The sequence below is a fragment of the Kitasatospora sp. NPDC023120 genome, from assembly GCF_055560835.1.
In genome coordinates this window covers 185951-202877 of sequence record NZ_JBVHHY010000012.1, presented here as the reverse complement: position 1 = coordinate 202877, position 16927 = coordinate 185951, and the positions used below count along the sequence as shown (strand labels likewise).

The 16927-nt window shown below is 75.0% G+C and carries 16 protein-coding genes; 6 read left to right on the top strand and 10 right to left on the bottom strand.

The window, feature by feature from the left end; translation table 11 throughout:
- Positions 1–197 precede the first annotated feature (197 nt).
- Positions 198–869, bottom strand: coding sequence for an HAD family hydrolase (locus ACZ3TI_RS19835; RefSeq protein WP_465727818.1), 672 nt, complete (start codon positions 867–869; stop codon positions 198–200).
- A gap of 97 nt (positions 870–966) precedes the next feature.
- Positions 967–1887: a SigB/SigF/SigG family RNA polymerase sigma factor gene (locus tag ACZ3TI_RS19830; protein ID WP_465727816.1), complete on the bottom strand. Its 921-nt coding sequence runs from the start codon at positions 1885–1887 to the stop codon at positions 967–969.
- Between the two features lie 277 nt (positions 1888–2164).
- Between ACZ3TI_RS19830 and ACZ3TI_RS19825 the strand changes: the two genes are divergently transcribed.
- Entirely contained in the window at positions 2165–2488 is a 324-nt protein-coding gene (locus tag ACZ3TI_RS19825; RefSeq protein ID WP_465727814.1) for a plasmid stabilization protein, read from the top strand.
- A gap of 61 nt (positions 2489–2549) precedes the next feature.
- Here the strand turns inward: ACZ3TI_RS19825 and ACZ3TI_RS19820 are convergent, their stop codons facing one another.
- Entirely contained in the window at positions 2550–3122 is a 573-nt protein-coding gene (locus ACZ3TI_RS19820) for an ATP-binding protein (protein ID WP_465727812.1), read from the bottom strand.
- Positions 3123–3474: 352 nt separating this feature from the next.
- Here ACZ3TI_RS19820 and ACZ3TI_RS19815 point away from each other — a divergent pair, with 352 nt between their 5' ends.
- The 3 genes from ACZ3TI_RS19815 (at position 3475) to ACZ3TI_RS19805 (ending at position 6696) form a co-directional block, all read left to right on the top strand.
- A complete protein-coding gene (locus ACZ3TI_RS19815) occupies positions 3475–4599 on the top strand; it encodes a carboxylate-amine ligase (protein WP_465727810.1) in 1125 nt (374 codons plus the stop codon).
- 13 nt (positions 4600–4612) lie between these two features.
- Positions 4613–5605 (top strand): PHP domain-containing protein, encoded by a 993-nt coding sequence (locus ACZ3TI_RS19810; protein WP_465727808.1) that lies wholly within the window; start codon positions 4613–4615, stop codon positions 5603–5605.
- A gap of 125 nt (positions 5606–5730) precedes the next feature.
- Positions 5731–6696, top strand: coding sequence for an SDR family NAD(P)-dependent oxidoreductase (locus tag ACZ3TI_RS19805; RefSeq protein ID WP_465727806.1), 966 nt, complete (start codon positions 5731–5733; stop codon positions 6694–6696).
- Between the two features lie 213 nt (positions 6697–6909).
- On the opposite strand, the gene ACZ3TI_RS19800 is transcribed toward ACZ3TI_RS19805, so the two are convergent.
- Positions 6910–7851 (bottom strand): TIGR01777 family oxidoreductase, encoded by a 942-nt coding sequence (locus tag ACZ3TI_RS19800; RefSeq protein WP_465727804.1) that lies wholly within the window; start codon positions 7849–7851, stop codon positions 6910–6912.
- 28 nt (positions 7852–7879) lie between these two features.
- Complete coding sequence (locus ACZ3TI_RS19795; protein WP_465727802.1) at positions 7880–8041, bottom strand: hypothetical protein; 162 nt, start codon at positions 8039–8041, stop codon at positions 7880–7882.
- Positions 8042–8371: 330 nt separating this feature from the next.
- Here ACZ3TI_RS19795 and ACZ3TI_RS19790 point away from each other — a divergent pair, with 330 nt between their 5' ends.
- Positions 8372–9004, top strand: a complete 633-nt coding sequence (locus tag ACZ3TI_RS19790) for a DUF4232 domain-containing protein (RefSeq protein ID WP_465727800.1) — start codon at positions 8372–8374, stop codon at positions 9002–9004.
- Between the two features lie 121 nt (positions 9005–9125).
- On the opposite strand, the gene ACZ3TI_RS19785 is transcribed toward ACZ3TI_RS19790, so the two are convergent.
- From ACZ3TI_RS19785 to ACZ3TI_RS19765, 5 genes are all read right to left on the bottom strand, one after another.
- Entirely contained in the window at positions 9126–11813 is a 2688-nt protein-coding gene (locus tag ACZ3TI_RS19785; protein ID WP_465727798.1) for an ABC transporter permease, read from the bottom strand.
- 73 nt (positions 11814–11886) lie between these two features.
- Positions 11887–12660, bottom strand: coding sequence for an ABC transporter ATP-binding protein (locus tag ACZ3TI_RS19780; protein WP_465727796.1), 774 nt, complete (start codon positions 12658–12660; stop codon positions 11887–11889).
- Between the two features lie 138 nt (positions 12661–12798).
- The gene (locus ACZ3TI_RS19775; RefSeq protein ID WP_465727947.1) at positions 12799–14052 is read right to left on the bottom strand and encodes a sensor histidine kinase; all 1254 of its coding nucleotides are present in this window, start codon (positions 14050–14052) and stop codon (positions 12799–12801) included.
- Positions 14053–14063: 11 nt separating this feature from the next.
- Positions 14064–14768: a two-component system response regulator CseB gene (cseB, locus tag ACZ3TI_RS19770; RefSeq protein ID WP_465727794.1), complete on the bottom strand. Its 705-nt coding sequence runs from the start codon at positions 14766–14768 to the stop codon at positions 14064–14066.
- 328 nt (positions 14769–15096) lie between these two features.
- Positions 15097–16269 carry a D-TA family PLP-dependent enzyme gene (locus tag ACZ3TI_RS19765; RefSeq protein ID WP_465727792.1) on the bottom strand — a complete coding sequence of 391 codons (1173 nt, stop codon included), beginning with the start codon at positions 16267–16269 and terminating at the stop codon, positions 15097–15099.
- Here ACZ3TI_RS19765 and ACZ3TI_RS19760 point away from each other — a divergent pair.
- Positions 16241–16798 (top strand): rhodanese-like domain-containing protein, encoded by a 558-nt coding sequence (locus ACZ3TI_RS19760; RefSeq protein ID WP_465727790.1) that lies wholly within the window; start codon positions 16241–16243, stop codon positions 16796–16798. The genes ACZ3TI_RS19765 and ACZ3TI_RS19760 overlap by 29 nt on opposite strands.
- Positions 16799–16927 lie beyond the last annotated feature (129 nt).

Below are 16927 nucleotides of genomic sequence, written 5' to 3'. Positions count from 1 at the left end.
AGCGGCACCACGTGGGCTGGGGCCGGAGGAGTCGTCGGCCGGTGCGTGCAGCCCGTAGACGGCGAAGGCCCGGCCGATGACAGGTTGTGCCACGTTGCGCACCCGCACGCCGCAGGCGGACTTCACGCCGCACGGCGGTCGCTCGTCGAGACGGGCGGCCACCGTGCGGGGCGCGGCGGGTACCGGGCCGACGGCCCTCAGCCCGGCCCGGCGAGCAGGCTGCGGTCGAGGTCCGCCAGCAGTTCGGCGGTGTCGCGGTGGACCTCGGCGGCGCCGGCGCCGAGGAGTTCCTGCGCGGAGAAGCCGCCGCTCTCCACAGCGACGCAGGGCACGCCGGCGCGGTCGGCGGCGACGACGTCCCAGACCGTGTCCCCGACGAACACAGCGTCCGTGGGCTCGGCGCCCGCGCGGTCCAGGGCGGCCCGGACGAGGTCCGGCGCGGGCTTGGTGGCGGCCACGTCGTCCGCGGTGGTGGCGGCCTCGATCACGTCGTCGGCGTCCAGCACCCGGCGCAGCACGGTCAGTTCCCGCTCGGAGGCGGAGCTGGCCAGGACGATCCGGTGGCCGCGCCCGGCGCAGGCGCGGAGCAGGTCGGCCGCGCCGGGCAGCGGCGTGATCACCGGCCAGTGGGCGGCGTAGAGGGCGTCGTGGGCGGCGGCGATCGCCTCGTCGTCGTCCCGGTCGCGGTCCTCGCCGAGCAGGTGGTCGAGCAGTTGGTCCGCGCCCATGCCGACGGCCCGGTGGACCCGCGCGGCGGGTACGGTCCGGTCGTACTGCCGCAGGGCCTCCCACCAGGCGAGGGCGTGCAGGTAGGAAGTGTCGAGCAGGGTCCCGTCGACGTCGAACAGCGCCGTCGCGGTGGTGGTCACCTGGTCCTCCTTCGGTCGGCTCGGCCGGTCGGCCGACGACGGGCACCGCGGGCGGTCCGTACGGGCGCCCGCCCGGGTGCCGCGCCGGTCGGCGGGCTCAGGCCGGTTCCTCGGGTTCCTCGTGCCAGCCGGAGGCGTCGGCGTCGTCGAGCCGCTCGCGCAGGTGCTGCAGGGTCGCGGAGAGCAGCCGGGAGACGTGCATCTGGGAGACGCCGATCCGGTCGGCGATCTGGGACTGGGTGAAGCCGTCCCAGAACCGGAGCTTGAGGACGGTCTGTTCCCGGCGTGGCAGCTCGGCGATCAGCGGGCGGACGGCGGTGCGGAAGTCGGCGAGTTCGATGCCGGGGTCGCAGCTGCCGAGCCGGTCGAGCAGGGCGCTGCCGGTCTCGTCGGTGTCCTGGTCGCGCAGGGCGTCCAGGGAGTTGGGGCGGTAGACCCGCCCGGCCATCAGGCCCTCGGTGGCCTGTTCGACCGTGAGGTGCAGGCCCTCGGCGATCTCCCCGGGGTGGGGCAGCCGGCCGAGCTCCTGCTCCAGCCGGTCGGAGCCGCGGGCGACGGTCAGGTACAGCTCCTGCATGCTGCGCGGCACCCGAACCGGCCAGGAGGTGTCGCGGAAGAACCGCTTGATCTCGCCGGCGATGGTCGGTATCGCGTACGTGACGAACTCGACGCCGCGCTGCGGGTCGTAACCGTCGACGGCCTTGATCAGGCCGATGGTGCCGACCTGGACGATGTCGTCCATGTCCTCGGCGCGGTGCCGGAACCGGGCGGCGATGAAGCGCACCAGCGGCATGTTGAGCTCGATGATCGTGCCGCGGACGTAGCTGTAGGCGTGGCTCTCGCGGGCGAGGCCGGCCAGGCGCTCGAACAGCGCGTCGCTCAGTTCCCGTGCCTCGGTCTTGCCCATCGCCCGCAGCTCGGCCTCGGTGGGCCTGGGCGGGATGTCGGGCGGAAGATCGGGCTGCTGGTCAGGCGGTACGACGGCATCCCAGTGGGATGTCTCCATTCGAATGGACACGTGATGTCTCCTGGGCAACGGGGTGATCGCCCGGTGGCGCGTGCGGTGCGAACCCGCACGCTGTCGGGGCTTCTTCCCCCAGGACCTGTGCCCGGCTTCTTCAAGCGCGGTCCCGGTGGCACCCGGTCGGGTGCTGGACGGTCGGATCCGATCGCGACCGCCGCATGAGCGTTCTACCCGACATGCGACATTGAATTCATGTTTAGTCCGTTTTCTTCCGTTTCGGCCGGGTAGCCGCGCCGTGGCAACACCGTTCGCCACGAGAGGAGAGGCGGTCATGCCCCGAGGATCCAGCCCCAAGCGGGAGCGCCAGTACGAGCACATCAAGGAGAGCGCGCTCGACCGCGGTGAGAGCGAGAAGCGGGCCAAGGAGATAGCGGCCCGTACGGTGAACAAGGAACGCGCCCGCCACGGCGAGTCGGAGACCGCCAGCCGTACCTCGACCAGGGACGTGTCCTCCGGTCACCGCGGCGGCAAGCGCTCGCACAGCGGCTCCCAGGGACCGACCTACGACCAGCTGTACAACGAGGCGAAGCACCGCAACATCAAGGGCCGTTCGAAGATGAACAAGGGCGAACTGGCGAGCGCCCTCGGCCGATGAACGGCACGATGAACGGCACCGCGGCCACGATGAACGGCACCGCGGCAGGGACCGGGGCCGCCTACCCGGCTCCGGTCCCTGCCGCGGTGCCGCCGCCGTGACGATCCCTCGGTCCCTTCGGTTCCCGCGAGTCCGGTGCCCGCGAACCGCAGTGGTCGACCCTGGCGAGCGGGGACGGCACTTCCAGCCAGACCAGTTTGCCGCCGTTGTCGGGCTTCGAGCCCCAGGCGCGGGCCAGCCGCTGCACCACCCGCAGGCCGTACCCCCCGGGGCGGCCGCGGTCGCCGCCCGGGCGCAGCCGCGGGTGCTCCGGTCCGTCGTCCGCGACCTCGACCCTCAGCCGCTCGCCGTTCCAGCGCAGCCGCAGCTCGCGCGGGCCGCCGGGGGCGTGCAGGAAGGCGTTGGTGACCAGCTCGGAGACCATCAGCAGGACGTCCTCCACCACCAGCCGCCGCTCCTCGTCGAGGGCCGGCAGCCAGTGCCAGGACTCCAGTACCTGTCGGCTGAACGCGCGGCTGCGCCACACGGCGCCACTGCTGCCCGCGTCCGCGGCACGGAAGAGGAACCGCCTGGTCACCTCGGCGTCCGGCGTTCCGACGGGCCCCGGCAGCGATGTGCTTCCGAATCGGTCCATGCCCTCCCCCTCACCCAGGTTCCGGTGCGCCGGGGCCGCCCGGCCGGTGCAGTGGTGGCTGTCGACCAGCGGGTACGCCCTCGGGCGGGAGCGGTGGCGGGTCCGTCCCCGGCGTGGTAGGACGGGCCGCCCGGTCGTCGTCCATGCCGCGCGTCTGCCCGGGCCGGCCACTCCTACACACGCCCTTCTTACAGGCACCATGACGTTTCGACACCGCTCGCCCGGCAAGACGCCCGCCATGCGGATCCACCCGTTTCCGGGCCCCCGTACCGCGGCTCACCGCCCCGGGCCCGGATCCCACGACCTCCGGGGCACCAGAGTCGCCCCGCCCTCCCCGGGGCGGTGAGCCGCGGTGCCCGGGACCACCCCACAGCCTGCCCTGCCCACCGTCGGGGTGGAGGAGGAGTTCCTGCTGGTCGACCGGCGCACACGGCTGCCCGCGGAACGCGCGCCGCAGGTCATCGCCGACGCAAGGAGTAAGCTGGGCGAGCAGGTGCAGGCCGAGTTCTTCGCCGTCCAGGTCGAGGTGTGCACCCGGCCGACCACCCGGCTCGCCGAACTGCGGGCCGAACTGGTCCGCCTACGCTCGGTGGTCGCCGCCGCGGCGGCCGGGGCGGACTGCCTGCTGATCGCCTCGGGAACACCGGTGCTACGGGACCGGCGGCCGGGCCGGGTCACCGACGATCCGCGCTACCGGACGATGGCGGCCCGCTACGAGGGCGTGGTCGACGGCTACGCCGGCGCGCTCTGCGGCTGCCACGTCCACCTGGGCACGGTGAGCCGCGGACGGGCGCTGGCGCTGGGCAACCACCTGCGCCCCTGGCTGCCGGTCGTCCAGGCGATCGCGGTCAACTCCCCCTTCACGGACGGCCGGGACAGCGGCTACGCGAGCTGGCGCACCGTCCGGTGGGCGCGCTGGCCCACCGTCGGCCCGGCCCCGCTACTGGACGAGAAGCAGTACGAGGCCCTGGTGGCCGACCTGGTGCGGACCGGCGTGCTGCTCGACCGACGGATGGTCTACTGGTACGCCCGGCCGTCGGAGCACGTCCCGACGCTGGAGGTGCGGGTCGCCGACGTCAACGCGGACCTTCGGACCGTCCTGCTGCTCGCGGCGCTGCTGCGCGGACTCACCACCGTCCTGCTGGAGGAGATCGACGAGGGCCGACCGGCCCCGGCCTGCCCGGCCGGGCTGGTCCGCGCCGCCCACTGGCAGGCCGCCCGCAGCGGGCTGTCCGGGGACGGCGTCGACCCGTTCACCGGACGGCACGCCCCGATGGCTGCGCTGGCCGACCGCCTCCTCGAACGGGCCACCCCCGGCCTGGCTGCCGCCGGCGACCTGACCGCGGTCGAGACCGCCCTCACCCGGATCCACCGGCACGGCACCGGCGCCGACCGCCAGCGGCGCTCCCTGCGCCGCCACGGCCGACTCACCGCCGTGGTCGACGACCTCGCGGCACTCACCCTCGCGGTGCCCTGAGGCGGTCGCGGCCGTGGACCCGGCGGAAGCACTGCGGCGGATCGCCTTCCTCCTGGAGTGGAACGGCGCCTCGCCCTACCGGGTCCGGGCGTTCCACACCGCCGCCGACGCGGTCCGCGACCTGCCGCCCGGCCCGGTGGACGCTGCCCGGGCCCGGCGGCTGCACGGCGTCGGGCCGGTGACCTCCGAGGTCATCGCGCAGGCCTCCACCGGCGCGACACCGCCGTACCTCGCCCGGCTGGAGGCCGAGGCGGGGCCCGCCGCGTCCGCCGCGTGGCAGCTGCTGTCCTCGGTCCGGGGCGACTGCCACCTGCACTCCGACTGGTCGGACGGGGGCCACCCCTTCGAGGAGATGGCCGAGGCCGCCCGCGCCCTCGGACACCACTGGGCCGTACTCACCGACCACTCACCCCGGCTGACGATCGCCCACGGCCTCAGCCCCGAACGGCTGCGCCGTCAACTCGACGCGGTCGCGGCCTGGAACGCGTCGGGGAGCCCGTTCCGGCTGCTGACCGGGATCGAATGCGACATCCTCGAGGACGGCTCCCTCGACCAGGAACCGGAGCTGCTCGGGCGGCTCGACCTGGTGGTGGCCTCCGTCCACTCGAAGCTGCGCTCCGACCCGGAACCGATGACCGCCCGGATGCTGGCGGCGGTCCGCGACCCGCGCACCAACGTCCTCGGGCACTGCACCGGGCGGATCGTGACCGGGCGCGGCCGCCCGCCGTCCCGCTTCGACGCCGAGGCCGTCTTCACCGCCTGCGCCGCCTCCGCGACGGCGGTGGAGATCAACTGCCGCCCCGAGCGCCGCGATCCGCCCGACGACCTGCTGCGCCTGGCCGTCGAAGCGGACTGCCTGTTCGCCGTCGACACCGACGCCCACGCACCCGAGCAGTTGCACTGGTTCACCTCCGGGTACGCCCGGGCGGCCCGATTCGGCCTCGGAGCCGAGCGGCTGGTCACCACCTGGCCACGCGAACGCCTCCTCGCCTGGGCCCGCCCCTGATCGTGATGCCTTTGACGACAGGGCCAAGCAGGCTGCCCGGCCCTGGTCGGGGGTGCGTTTCGACCGGGCGCCGACGGACAGACGCCCGGCATCCGATCGTCCCCGACCGAGGAGGTCGCGCCGCGATGCACGACAAGGGTGCCCTGACCGGACGCACGGCCCTGGTGACCGGATCCTCCCGCGGGCTGGGCCTGCTGATCGCGGGCGAACTCGCGGACCGCGGTTGCCGCGTGATGCTCACCGCCCGGGACGAGATCGGCCTGGAACGGGCGGTGCGGGGGCTGCGCGACCGCCCCGGCGAGGTCGCCGCGACCGCCTGCGACCTGGTGGACCCGGAGGCACCGGCCCGGCTGCTCACGGCGGTCCGGGACCGCTTCGGCGCCGAGGTGGACCTCCTGGTCAACAACGCCGGACTGATCCAGGTGGGACCGGTCGCGGCGATGCAGGAGCAGGACTTCCGACGGGCGCACGAGCTGATGACGATGGCCCCGCTGCGGCTGGTCCAGGCGGTGCTGCCCTCGATGCGGACCCGTGGCGCGGGCTCGATCGTCATGGTCACCTCGATCGGCGGCCGGATCGCGGCGCCGCACCTGTTGCCGTACGTGGTGGCCAAGTTCGCGCTGACCGGCCTCTCCGAGGGGCTCGGTGCGGAGCTGGCGCCGTACGGGATCCGGGTGACGACGGTGCTGCCGGGGCTGATGCGCACCGGCTCGCACACCGCCGCCGAGTTCGCCGGACAGGTCGGGCGCGAGTACGCCTGGTTCGCCACCGCCGCGTCGCTGCCGCTGGTGTCGATGGACGCCGAGCGGGCCGCACGGCGGATCGTCCGGGCCGTGGAGTCCGGCCGGCGCGAGCTGGTGCTGACCCCGCTCGCCAAGGCCGCCGTCCTCGCCCACGGGATCGCGCCCGCCACCACGGGCCGGCTGCTGGGGCTGCAAGCGCGCCTGCTGCCGTCGGCCGGCGCGGCGCCGGAGCACGGCGTGCCCGGTGTCCGGGCTGCGGCCCGGCAACCGCGCGGCGGCCCGGTCCACCGGCTGACGGTCCTGGGGCGCCGGGCGGGCCGGGCCCACAACGAGCCCACGGCGTCCTGAGGGAGGTGCCCGGTGCCGGGCACGACCGACGAGGTCCTCCGCCACCTGCGCCCGCCGCCCGACGACGAGCCGGCCGCCGAGGTCGTCCGCGAGCGCCCCTCCGGACGGACCGGGTGACGGCCTGCCGCTACCTCGGTCGGGGTTAGCGGCTACGCCGTGCGGGCTCCCAGCTGTGACGGCCCCGTGACGAACCCGACGCCCGCCGCCCGCCCGCTACCGCCCGCGCAGGCGCCGGACGAGGTTGCGGGCGGCGGCCGGCCAGCACGGGTACTCGAAGTCGAAGCCCGCGTCGAGCAGGCGGGTCGGCACGACGCGTCGGCTCTTCAGCAACAGCTCGGACTCGGAGCGCAGGGCGAACGCGCCGAGTTCGGCCATCCAGCGGGTGGCGGGCAGGGCCAGCGGCATTCCCCAGGCGGTGCGCAGCTCGCGCATGAACTCGCGCTGGGGCAGCGGGTTCGGGGCGGCGAGGTTGACCGGGCCGGTCAGCTCCTCGTGGGCGATCAGGAAGTCGACGGCGCGGGCGAAGTCGCGCTCGTGGATCCAGGAGACGTACTGCGCGCCGCCCGCGATCGCGCCGCCGGCGCCGAGGCGGGCCAGCCAGGAGAGCGAGTCGAAGGCGCCGCCGCGCTCGGGGCCGAGGACGACGGCGGTGCGCAGCGCGGCCCTGCGGGTGTGCGGGGTGTCGGCCTCCGTCTGGGCCTCCTCCCAGGCCCGGGCGATGTCGATGCTGTACTGCCAGGAGGCCGGGGCGTCGGGCTCGCCGCCGCCGATCAGGCCGTCGTCCTCGCCGTTCGGGGCGTCGTGGCGGTGGGCGTAGACGGTAGCGGTGCTCATCTGCAACCAGACGGCGGGCGGACGGCGCGCGGCCGCGATCGCCTCGCCGACGACCCGGGTGGAGAGCACCCGGGAGTCCATCATGGTGCGCCGGTTCTCCTCCGTGTAGCGGCAGTTGACGCTGCGCCCGGCGAGGTTGACCACGACGTCGCAACCGTCGATCTCCTGCGCCCAGGCGCCCAGCGTCCGTCCGTCCCAGCCGACCTGCCGGGGCCGTGCGGGCCTGCGACTCAGGATGACCACCTGGTGTCCGGCGGCGGTCAGGCTGCGGTCGAGCAGCGCGCCGAGGGCACCGGATCCACCGGGAATGACGATCTTCATGCGTTCCCCCTCATCTTCGCCGCCCAGCCTAGCCCGGATTCTGAACGCGTTCAATTCCAGGGCTGCTGCTGGCGACCAGCAGGTCCTCGGTGTCGGCGGCCTCGTCGGCGATGCGGTTGCGCACTGCGGACGCGGCCACCGGGTCGACGTCCCGGATCACCTGCCAGTCCAGCTCGCCGAACTGGACCACCTCGTACGGGAAGTCGGCCCCGCAGCGACTTCTGTCCCTGCGGGGCCTGTGAGTCAGTACGGCCCAGGTCGTACAGCACACCGACATCGGCCTTGCCGTCACCGTCGAAATCACCCTTGATCCTGCTGCTGTCGTCGGTGGGAGCAGGCGGCACAGCGGCACCGCACGGCTCCTGCCAGGACGGGCACCGCCAGGCCACCCAAGGGACCGACCCGCACGGTTTTCTGAAACAGGATCGGGAAACTTCCCGGACCGATCCGTGAACGACCTGCACCTACGGTGAACGGACATCGATGACCCATACCGGCCCATGACAGCAGGAGCACACTCATGCGCATCCGTCGCCTCGCCCTGACCACCGCCGCCGTCGCGGCACTCGCCGCCACCGCGACGGCCTGCGGACCGGACAACTCCGACTCGGGTACCACCGCCGCCAGCCCCGCGGCCACCGCCGCGGCGCCCGCCCCGGCCGCGCCGACCTCGGCCACACCGGGCACGGCCACGCCGACGAAGGCCCCCTCCTCCCCCGCCGCGACCTCCAACGCCACCGACAAGGGCGGGCACGGGCAGGCCTGCGCCGCCAACGACCTGGTGCTCGGCGCGAAGACCGAGTCCCAGGCCGGCGGCTACATCCTGGTCACGGCCAAGGCCAAGCCGGGCATCACCTGCACGCTCCCCGCGGCCCACCCCGTCATCGCGTTCGGCTCGGGCGGCATCGAGGCCGCCGCCGCCGAGCACACCACCGGCGAGCCGATCACCCTGAGCGGCGCCAAGACCGCGTACGCGGGCGTCCAGGCGAAGACGACCAAGGGCAACCAGGCGGTCGAGTTCACCGACGTCATCATCGCCATCGGCAACCCGGACCCGAACCCGGCCAGTCTCCCGGTCGGCACCACCCCGGTCGACAAGCCGATCGTCACCAACTGGCACGCCCTGGCGAAGGACGCCGTCCCCGGCCTCTGACGGCCGGCCGGGCCACCCACCGGGCCGACCTGCCGCCCCCCGCGTGCCGGAGGGCCGGGCACAGGCTCGTTCCGCCGACCGTCGCCGGCGGCGCTGGGACCTGCCCCGGGCCGGTTTTCGATCACCTCCGCGCGGTGGCCGCCAGGGGGGCGAGCGCGGCCGCGCGGCGGGCCGGGGCGGCCGCGGCGAGCACACCGATCGCGAGCGAGGCGGCGCAGACGAGGAGCAGCGTCCCCCAGGGCACGGCCAGGGTGTAGTGCTCGACCGCGCCGGTGGCCAGCGGGCCGACCCCCCAGGCGCCGGCGAGTCCGGACGCCAGGCCGAGCAGGGTGCCGAACGCGGCGACGGTCACCGCCTCCAGGCGGATCATCCGCCGGACGCCCGCGCGGTCCAGGCCGACGGCGCGCAGCAGGCCGATCTCCCGGGTGCGCTCCGCCACCGACACGGCCATGGTGTTGGCGATGCCGAGCGCGCCGATCACGGCGCCGACCGCGAGCATCCCGTACAGGGCGGCCAGCAGGTCACCCATCGGGCCGGCGGCCTCGCGCGCGAGCCGGGCGCGGTCCTGCACCTTCAGCAGCGGGTTGTGGCCGACGGCGGTGCGCAGGCGGTCCTCCATCGCGGGTGATTCGGCGTCGGTGCGGACGAGGATCCGCTGGACGGAGCCGGGCAGGTAGCTGTCGGCCGCCACCTCGGCGCGGGTGGCGAGCGCGTCGAGCGCGGTCGGGTTGTCCCGGTAGACGCCCACGACGGTGTACGGCCGGGCGTCCTGGGCACGGCCCATGCGGGCGTCGAGGCGGTCCCCCGGACTCAGGTGGTGCTCCCTGGCGACGGTGGCGGACACGACGATCCGGCCGGGGCCGAGGTCGCGGACGGAACCGCCGGTCATGTCGAGCCGGATGACGGCGCCCGGCGCGGCACCGGCTCCCGGCGCGGTACCGGACCCCACCGCGCTGCCGGCCCCGACCGCGTCGGGGTCGACGCCCGCGACCTGCAGGACCGCGCCGCCGGCCACCATGGTGGAGTCCGTGACGGCATGAGCCGTCCGCACCCCGGCGGTCTCAGCCACCCTTTGGACGGCGGCCGGGTCGACGCCGTCCGTGGTGGAGCGGGAGCCGATCACGTAGTCGGCGGCGAGCCCGGCCGCCGCCCGCTGGTCGAGTGCCCGCGCGGCGGAGTTGCCGATGGTGGCGAGCCCGGCCACCAGCGCGGTGCTGACCATCAGGGTGGCGGCGGTCGCGGCGGTGCGCCGCGGGTCGCGCAGCGCGTTCTCGCGGGCGAGGCGCCCGGCCACGCCGACGCGGCCGGCGAAACCAGCGCGGCCGGTGACGCCGACGGGGCCACCGGAACCACCGCGCCCGGCCACGCCGACGCGGCCGGTGAGCAGGTCGGCGATCCGTCCGAACGAGCGGACCACCGGGGCGGCGAGTACCGGCGCGAGCGCGATCAGGCCGCAGCCGAGGGCCGCGCAGCCGAGCAGTGCGCTGCGCAGGTTCTCCTCCGAGGCGTCCTTCGCGCCGCGGAGCGCGACCAGTAGAGCGGCGCCGAGTACGACGAGGGCGAGGCCCGCCGCGGCGCGCAGGCGCAACCGGCTTGCGGAAGGCGGCTGTTCGGCCGTGCGCAGCGCCTCGATCGGCGCGATGCGGGCCGCCCGGCGGGACGGCAGCCACGCGGCGGGCACGGTGACGCCGACCCCCACGGTGAGCGCCGCGACCACGGAGCCCGGGCCGATCACCAGCGGGCCGCGGGGCAGCCCGCCGCCGAGGAGGCCGGGCAGCACCGACGCGATGCCGAGGCCCAGCAGGAAGCCCGCCGCCGACGCGACGAGCCCGACCACGAGGGCCTCCAAGAGGACGGCGCGCGCCACCTGGCGGCGCTGTGCGCCGATCGCCCGCAGCAGCGCCGTCTCCCGGGTGCGCCGCGCCACCAGCATGGTGAAGGTGTTGGCGATGAGGAAGGACGCGATGAACAGCGATACCCCGGCGAAGACGAGCGGCAGCTTCTCGTAGCCGCGGGTCAGGGTGTCGACGAGGACGGCCTGTCGGGCGGCCAGGGCGGCGCCGGTGGTGGCCTCGGCGCGATCGGCGGGGAGCACGGCGGTGACCCGGCGGGCGAGGTCGGAGGGGTCGGTGCCGGGCGCGGCGGCGAGGTCGATCCCGGTGTAGTGGCCTGGGGTGGCGAACAGTTGCTGGGCCGTCGCCCGCTCGAACAGGACGAGGGTACCGCCGGCGGTCACCCGGGTGTCGGCGGTGGTGACGATGCCGACGAGCCGCTTGGTCATGGCCGGCCCGTCGGTGGCCAGCGTGACCTGGTCGCCGATCCTCAGCCGGCCGGCGGCGGCCGTGCCGCGGTCCACGGCGATCTCGTCGCCGTCCTTCGGGCCCCTGCCCTCGACCAGCGGGTGGCGGCTGTCGGTGCCGTCCCGGCCCGGCACGTAGGCGGCGGCCTGGTTGGCCCACCGCGCGCCGACCCGCAGCGGGGTGCCGTCCGCCGCGTTCAGGACGGCCGAGCCGTCGGCGGCGGGCCGCACGGCCGCGACGCCGGGGATGTCGGCCAGTGTCCGCGCGAGCGCGTCGTCGAGCGCGCCGGGCTGCCGGTCGGCGGCGGCGCCGGGCGGGGGTTCCTTGGCCGTCACGGTGACCGCGATGTCGGCGAAGTTCCGCGAGGCGGCGGCGCGGTGGGCCGCGGCGGTGGTGTCCGCGAACACCAGGGTGCCGGACACGAAGGCGACGCCGAGGCAGATCGCGAGCACGGTCATGGCCAGCCGGGCCTTGTGTGCCAGGGCGCTACGCAGGGCCGTTTTCAACATGGGTGTCTTCCTGGGGAATTCGGGGTGGCAGGTCGGCGGTGTCAGCGAGCGGCGGGGTCAGCGAGCGGCGGGGTCAGCGGGCGGCGGCGCGCGCGTCGAAGTTCCGCATCGCGTCCAGCACCCGGTCGGGGGTGGGGCGCACCATCTCGTCGACGAGGCGGCCGTCGGAGAGGAAGACCGCGCGGTCGGCGAACGCGGCGGCGACGGGGTCGTGGGTGACCATGACCACGGTCTGGCCCAGTTCGCGGACGGAGTCGCGCAGGAAGCCGAGGACCTCCGTCCCCGCGCGGGAGTCGAGGTTGCCGGTGGGCTCGTCGGCGAAGACGACCGCGGGCCGTCCGGCCAGGGCGCGGGCGACGGCGACGCGCTGCTGCTGCCCGCCGGACAGCTGCGCGGGCCGGTGCCCGAGGCGGTCGGCGAGGCCGACCATGGCGACCACGCGGTCCAGCCAGTGCTGGTCGGGGCCGCGCCCGGCGATGGCGAGCGGCAGGGTGATGTTCTCCAGCGCGGTGAGGGTCGGCAGGAGGTTGAACGCCTGGAAGACGAAGCCGATCCGGTCCCGGCGCAGCCGGGTGAGCTGCCGGTCGTCGAGCGTGCCGAGCTCGGAGGTGCCGATGCGCACCGAGCCGAAGGTGGGGGTGTCCAGCCCTGCGAGGCAGTGCAGCAGGGTGGACTTGCCGCAGCCGGACGGGCCCATGATCGCGGTGAACTCGCCCTCCCGGAAGCCGACGCTCACCCCGTCCAGGGCGGTGACGCGGGTGTCGCGGGCGCCGTAGACCTTCGTCAGGTCGGTGGCGGCGGCCGCGATCCCGGGGGCGGGGCTCAGGGCAAGGGGGTCGACGGGCACGGGGGCTCCTCTTCGTGGTGCGGGGTCTGCACGTCGAAGGGTGTCCGGGCGACGTATCGGTGCCCGTGGCCGCCGTGTATCGGCCGGCGCTCCGGTTCGTATCGGTTCTGCGGTCGCGGTGTCGTCCGCGGCCCGCGGTCAGTCCGGCGGCAGGGAGAGGGTGGCGACGGCGCCGCCGTCCGGGGCGTTGTCCAGGCGCAGTTCGGCGCCGAGGAGCCGGGCCTGGCCGAACGCGATGGTCAGGCCGAGGCCGTGGCCCGAGCCGCGCTCGCGGGCGCCCGTGTGGAACCGGCGCGGGCCGTGGAGCAGCAGCTCCTCCGGGAAGCCGGGGCCGTGGTCGCGCACGACGACCGTCCGTCCGGCGGGAACGACGGTGACGGTGACCGGGGCGGCGCCGTGGCGGTGGGCGTTGACGACGAGGTTGCCGACGATGCGTTCCAGCCGGCGCGGGTCGGTCTCGGCGAAGACGGTGCCCTCCCCTTCGACCGTCACTTCGGCCTGGTAGCCCGTGCGCGCGACCGCCTCCGTGAGGACGGCGCCGAGCGGCACCCGGGCGCGGACCGGCCGTTCGGCGCCGGCGTCGAGGCGGGAGATCTCCAGGAGGTCCTCGACCAGGCCGCGCAGGTCGCGCACCCGGGCGCGGAGCAGGTCCTCCGTCTCGCCGGGCGGCAGCAGGTCGACGGCGGCGAGCAGGCCGCCGACGGGGGTGCGCAGTTCGTGGGCCACGTCGGCGGTGAACTGCCGCTCGACGCGCAGGCGTCGGCCGAGGCTGTCGGCCATGAGGTCGACGGCGGCGGCGATGTCGGCCACCTCGTCGCGGCCCCCGGTCGGCCCGGTGCGGGCGTCGAGGTCCCCGGCGGAGATCCGGCCCGCGGTCTCGGAGACGCGCCGCAGCCGACGGCCGAGCAGCCCGGCACCGTACACCGCGACGGGTACGGCCGCCGCGAGTGCGACCAGCGAGGCCGCCGTCACGGTCATGTCGAGGCGGCTCAGGGTGTGGAGCTCGGGGCTCATGTTGATCCGCACGGCGAGCACCGGGCTGCCCGGCCCCGCGGTGCGCTGGGCGCCCCAGACGCTCGGCCCGAGGTTCCCGTCGACGCTCCCGCCGTAGGCCGTGTGCCGGCCGTCGTCGGCCGGGGCGCGCAGCGCGGCGGGCAGGTCGGGCGGGTCGAGCGCCGCACCGTCCGCGAGCGCTCCGGTGCGGCGGTAGACGTCCATGGCCGAGTAGACCGTGTTGACGGCCTGAGCCTCGGCGCGGCTGCGGATGTCCTGCGCGGTCCACACGTGCACCAGCACGCCGACCGCCGCCGCGACCAGGCAGGCGGTGAGGGCGGCCAGCGCGGCGATCTTCCAGCGCAGGGACGTACGGCCCGCGCCCGTACTCCGGGGCAGTCGCACTGCTCTCAGCGCCTGAGCTTGTAGCCGAAGCCGCGGACCGTCTCGATCCGGTCCCGGCCCAGCTTCCGGCGCAGCCGCTGCACGCACAGGTCGACGACCCGGCTGTCGCCGTCCCAGCCGTAGTCCCAGACGTCGCGCAGCAGGGTGTGCCGTTCCAGCACGACGCCCGGACGGGCGGCGAATTCGAGGAGCACCTTCAGCTCCGTCGGGGTCAGCGCCACAGGCCGGCCGGCGACGGACACCTCCATGCCGGCGGTGTCGACGACGAGGTCCCCGAAGGTGAGGACCTCCGCCGGCGGGGCGGCCGGTTCCGGTCCCGGCTGCGGCGGCGCGTACCTCGCCCGCCGCAGCAGCGAGCGGATGCGGGCGACGAGCACGAAGGTGTCGACGGGCTTGACCACGTAGTCGTCGGCCCCGGCCTCGAGACCTGCGACGACGTCGAGCCCGTCCCCGCGCGCGGACATCATCAGGACGGGCACCAGGCTGGTCTCCCGCACCCGGCGGCACAGCCCGATCCCGTCGAGCCCGGGCAGCAGGACGTCCAGGATCAGCAGGTCGAAGCCCCCGTCGCGGAACAGCTCCAGCCCGGTGAGCCCGTCGGCCGCAGCCGTCATCTCGTACCCGTACCGTTCGAGCGCGACGGTGAACGACCGGCGCATCAGCTCGTCGTCCTCCACCAGCAGCACGCGGACCGGACGGGGGTCGGACACGGGCGGACGGCTCCTCTTCGGATGGGCGCGACGCTCGCGCTGGGGAACGGGGGCGGGGGACGGAACGAGAACGGACGATACCGCAGAGATCGGACACCCCTGCCGCGCCACCGACGTCGATGCGCGATCAAGCGCTCTCCGATACACGACGGATACAAAGCCCCCGGACGAAGCTGCCGGACGGCGGGAGCACGAGGTCGCACGGGTGGATCGCCGAGCCCGTCGGCGTCCACGTGCCGGGGCTGCACCACCCGCCGGGCCTCGGGGCCGGCGGGCGGTGCGGGCAGTACGGGCGGTGCGGGCGGTGCGGGTGCCTGGTGCCCTGCGCTCAGGCGTTCCTGCCGCGGGCGGCGACGCGCCAGCGGTCCACGAGCTTGCCGTCGCGGACCACGGCGACGTCGTCGACGAGGTTGACGGCGACGCAGACGTGGTTGGGGATCACGCGCAGCCGCTCCCCCAGAGCGGGCAGGTCCGCGTCGCGGGGCCAGGCCACGGTGGCGTGGTGCTCGGACAGCGCCGTGATGCGGGCTTCGGGGTGGTCCATGAGTCGGCCGAAGCCCGTCGTCCAGGAGGGGCGGTCGCCGCCGAGGACCTTGCTGCCCGCGTCGAGGACGAGCCGCCGGGGGATGGTGTCATCGCCCTCGTGCCTGCTGACGACGGTCGCCGCGACCGTCAGCGCGATGTCCGCGAGGGCGCACCGGCCGAGTTCGAGCTGCTGGGCGTCGCCGAACACGTAGACGCCCGGCCGTACTTCGGTGAGCGCCGGAGGCCCGGCCTGCCCGGCGGTGGGGGTGTCTCCGACGGTGGGGGTGTCCCCGGCGGTCCGGGCGCCTTCGGCGGTCGGGGTCAGTTCGGCGGTCGGGGTGGAGCCACCGCTCACCCGCGTGACCTCGAAGCCCGCGGCGGCGAGCAGTTCGGCGGCCCGGCCGAGCGCCTGCCGCTCCTCCTCGGCCGCCTTCGCAGGCATGCCCGGGGCGTAGCCGTGGCCCGGGAAGGTGAACACTCCGCCGACGCGCAGCCCCGCCCCGGCCGCCGCCCGGGCCACCGCCACGGCCTGCTCCGGGCGGACGCCGCTGCGGTGGTGACCGCTGTCGATCTCCACCACGGCCTCGATGTCACTGGCCGCGGGGCCGAGGTGGCGGCCCGCCGCCTCGGCCCCCTCGGCGGAATCCACGCCGATCGCGATCCTGGCCGTGCCGGCGAGCCGCCGCAGCCGCTCCGCCTGCCGGGAACCGATCCACAGCGGGTAGGCGATGAAGAGGTCGGTGGCACCGTGCTCGGCGAAGACCTCGGCCTCGCCGATGGTCGCCACCGTCAGCCCGGTGGCGCCCGCCGCGAGCTGCCGCGCGGCGATCTCGGGCATCTTGTGGGTCTTGGCGTGGGGCCGCAGCCGCAGGCCCTTGGCCCGCAGTGCCGCCGCCATGCGCTCGATGTTCCTCTCGAGCACGTCCAGTTCGACCACGATGTCCGGGGTGTCGATCTCCGCCGGGATTCCGCTCATCTGCTTCCCTTTCGATGCGAATCGCACCGGACATGATCCCTTAGCCCGCGGGGCCGGTTCGACCGGCCTGCGCGGCGCCGCCCAGCAGAACGAGCTCGCCGTCGTCTGCGCCGCCGGTCCGCGCGCCGACAACGCCTGCCGTCGGCTCGCCGCCGCCGGGATCCCCGCCCTCACCCTGACCGGCGGCACCAACGCCTGGTCCGGCGCCGGGCAGCCGCTGGACAAGGCGGTCGACGGCCGCGCGGTGTGGGCGATGGACCGCCAGGTCCGGCTGGCGGCGGGCTCGCTCCTCCTCCTCGCGCTGCTGCTGGACCTCGCCCTGCCGGGCGCCCGCTGGGTCGCCGCCGCGATCGGCGCCGGGCTGGCCTTCTCCGCGCTGACCGACACCTGCGCGATGGGTTCGATGCTCGCCAAGCTCCCCCACAACCGCCCCCGCCCCGGCGGCTCGAGCTCGGCCCTGGACGACACGCTCGCCACGCTCCCCCGCCGAGGCCGCCGAGGCCGCCTCTGCACGCGAACCGCGCGGTAGCCGGTGACACTCCTGGCCCTCACGGGGCAGGAGTCATCCCGGTACTGTCCAGACCGTTGACGCGACTTGCCTGGACATGTGAAATGTCACCCATCACATGAGATGCAGCCCGCATCGAACCCGCTGATT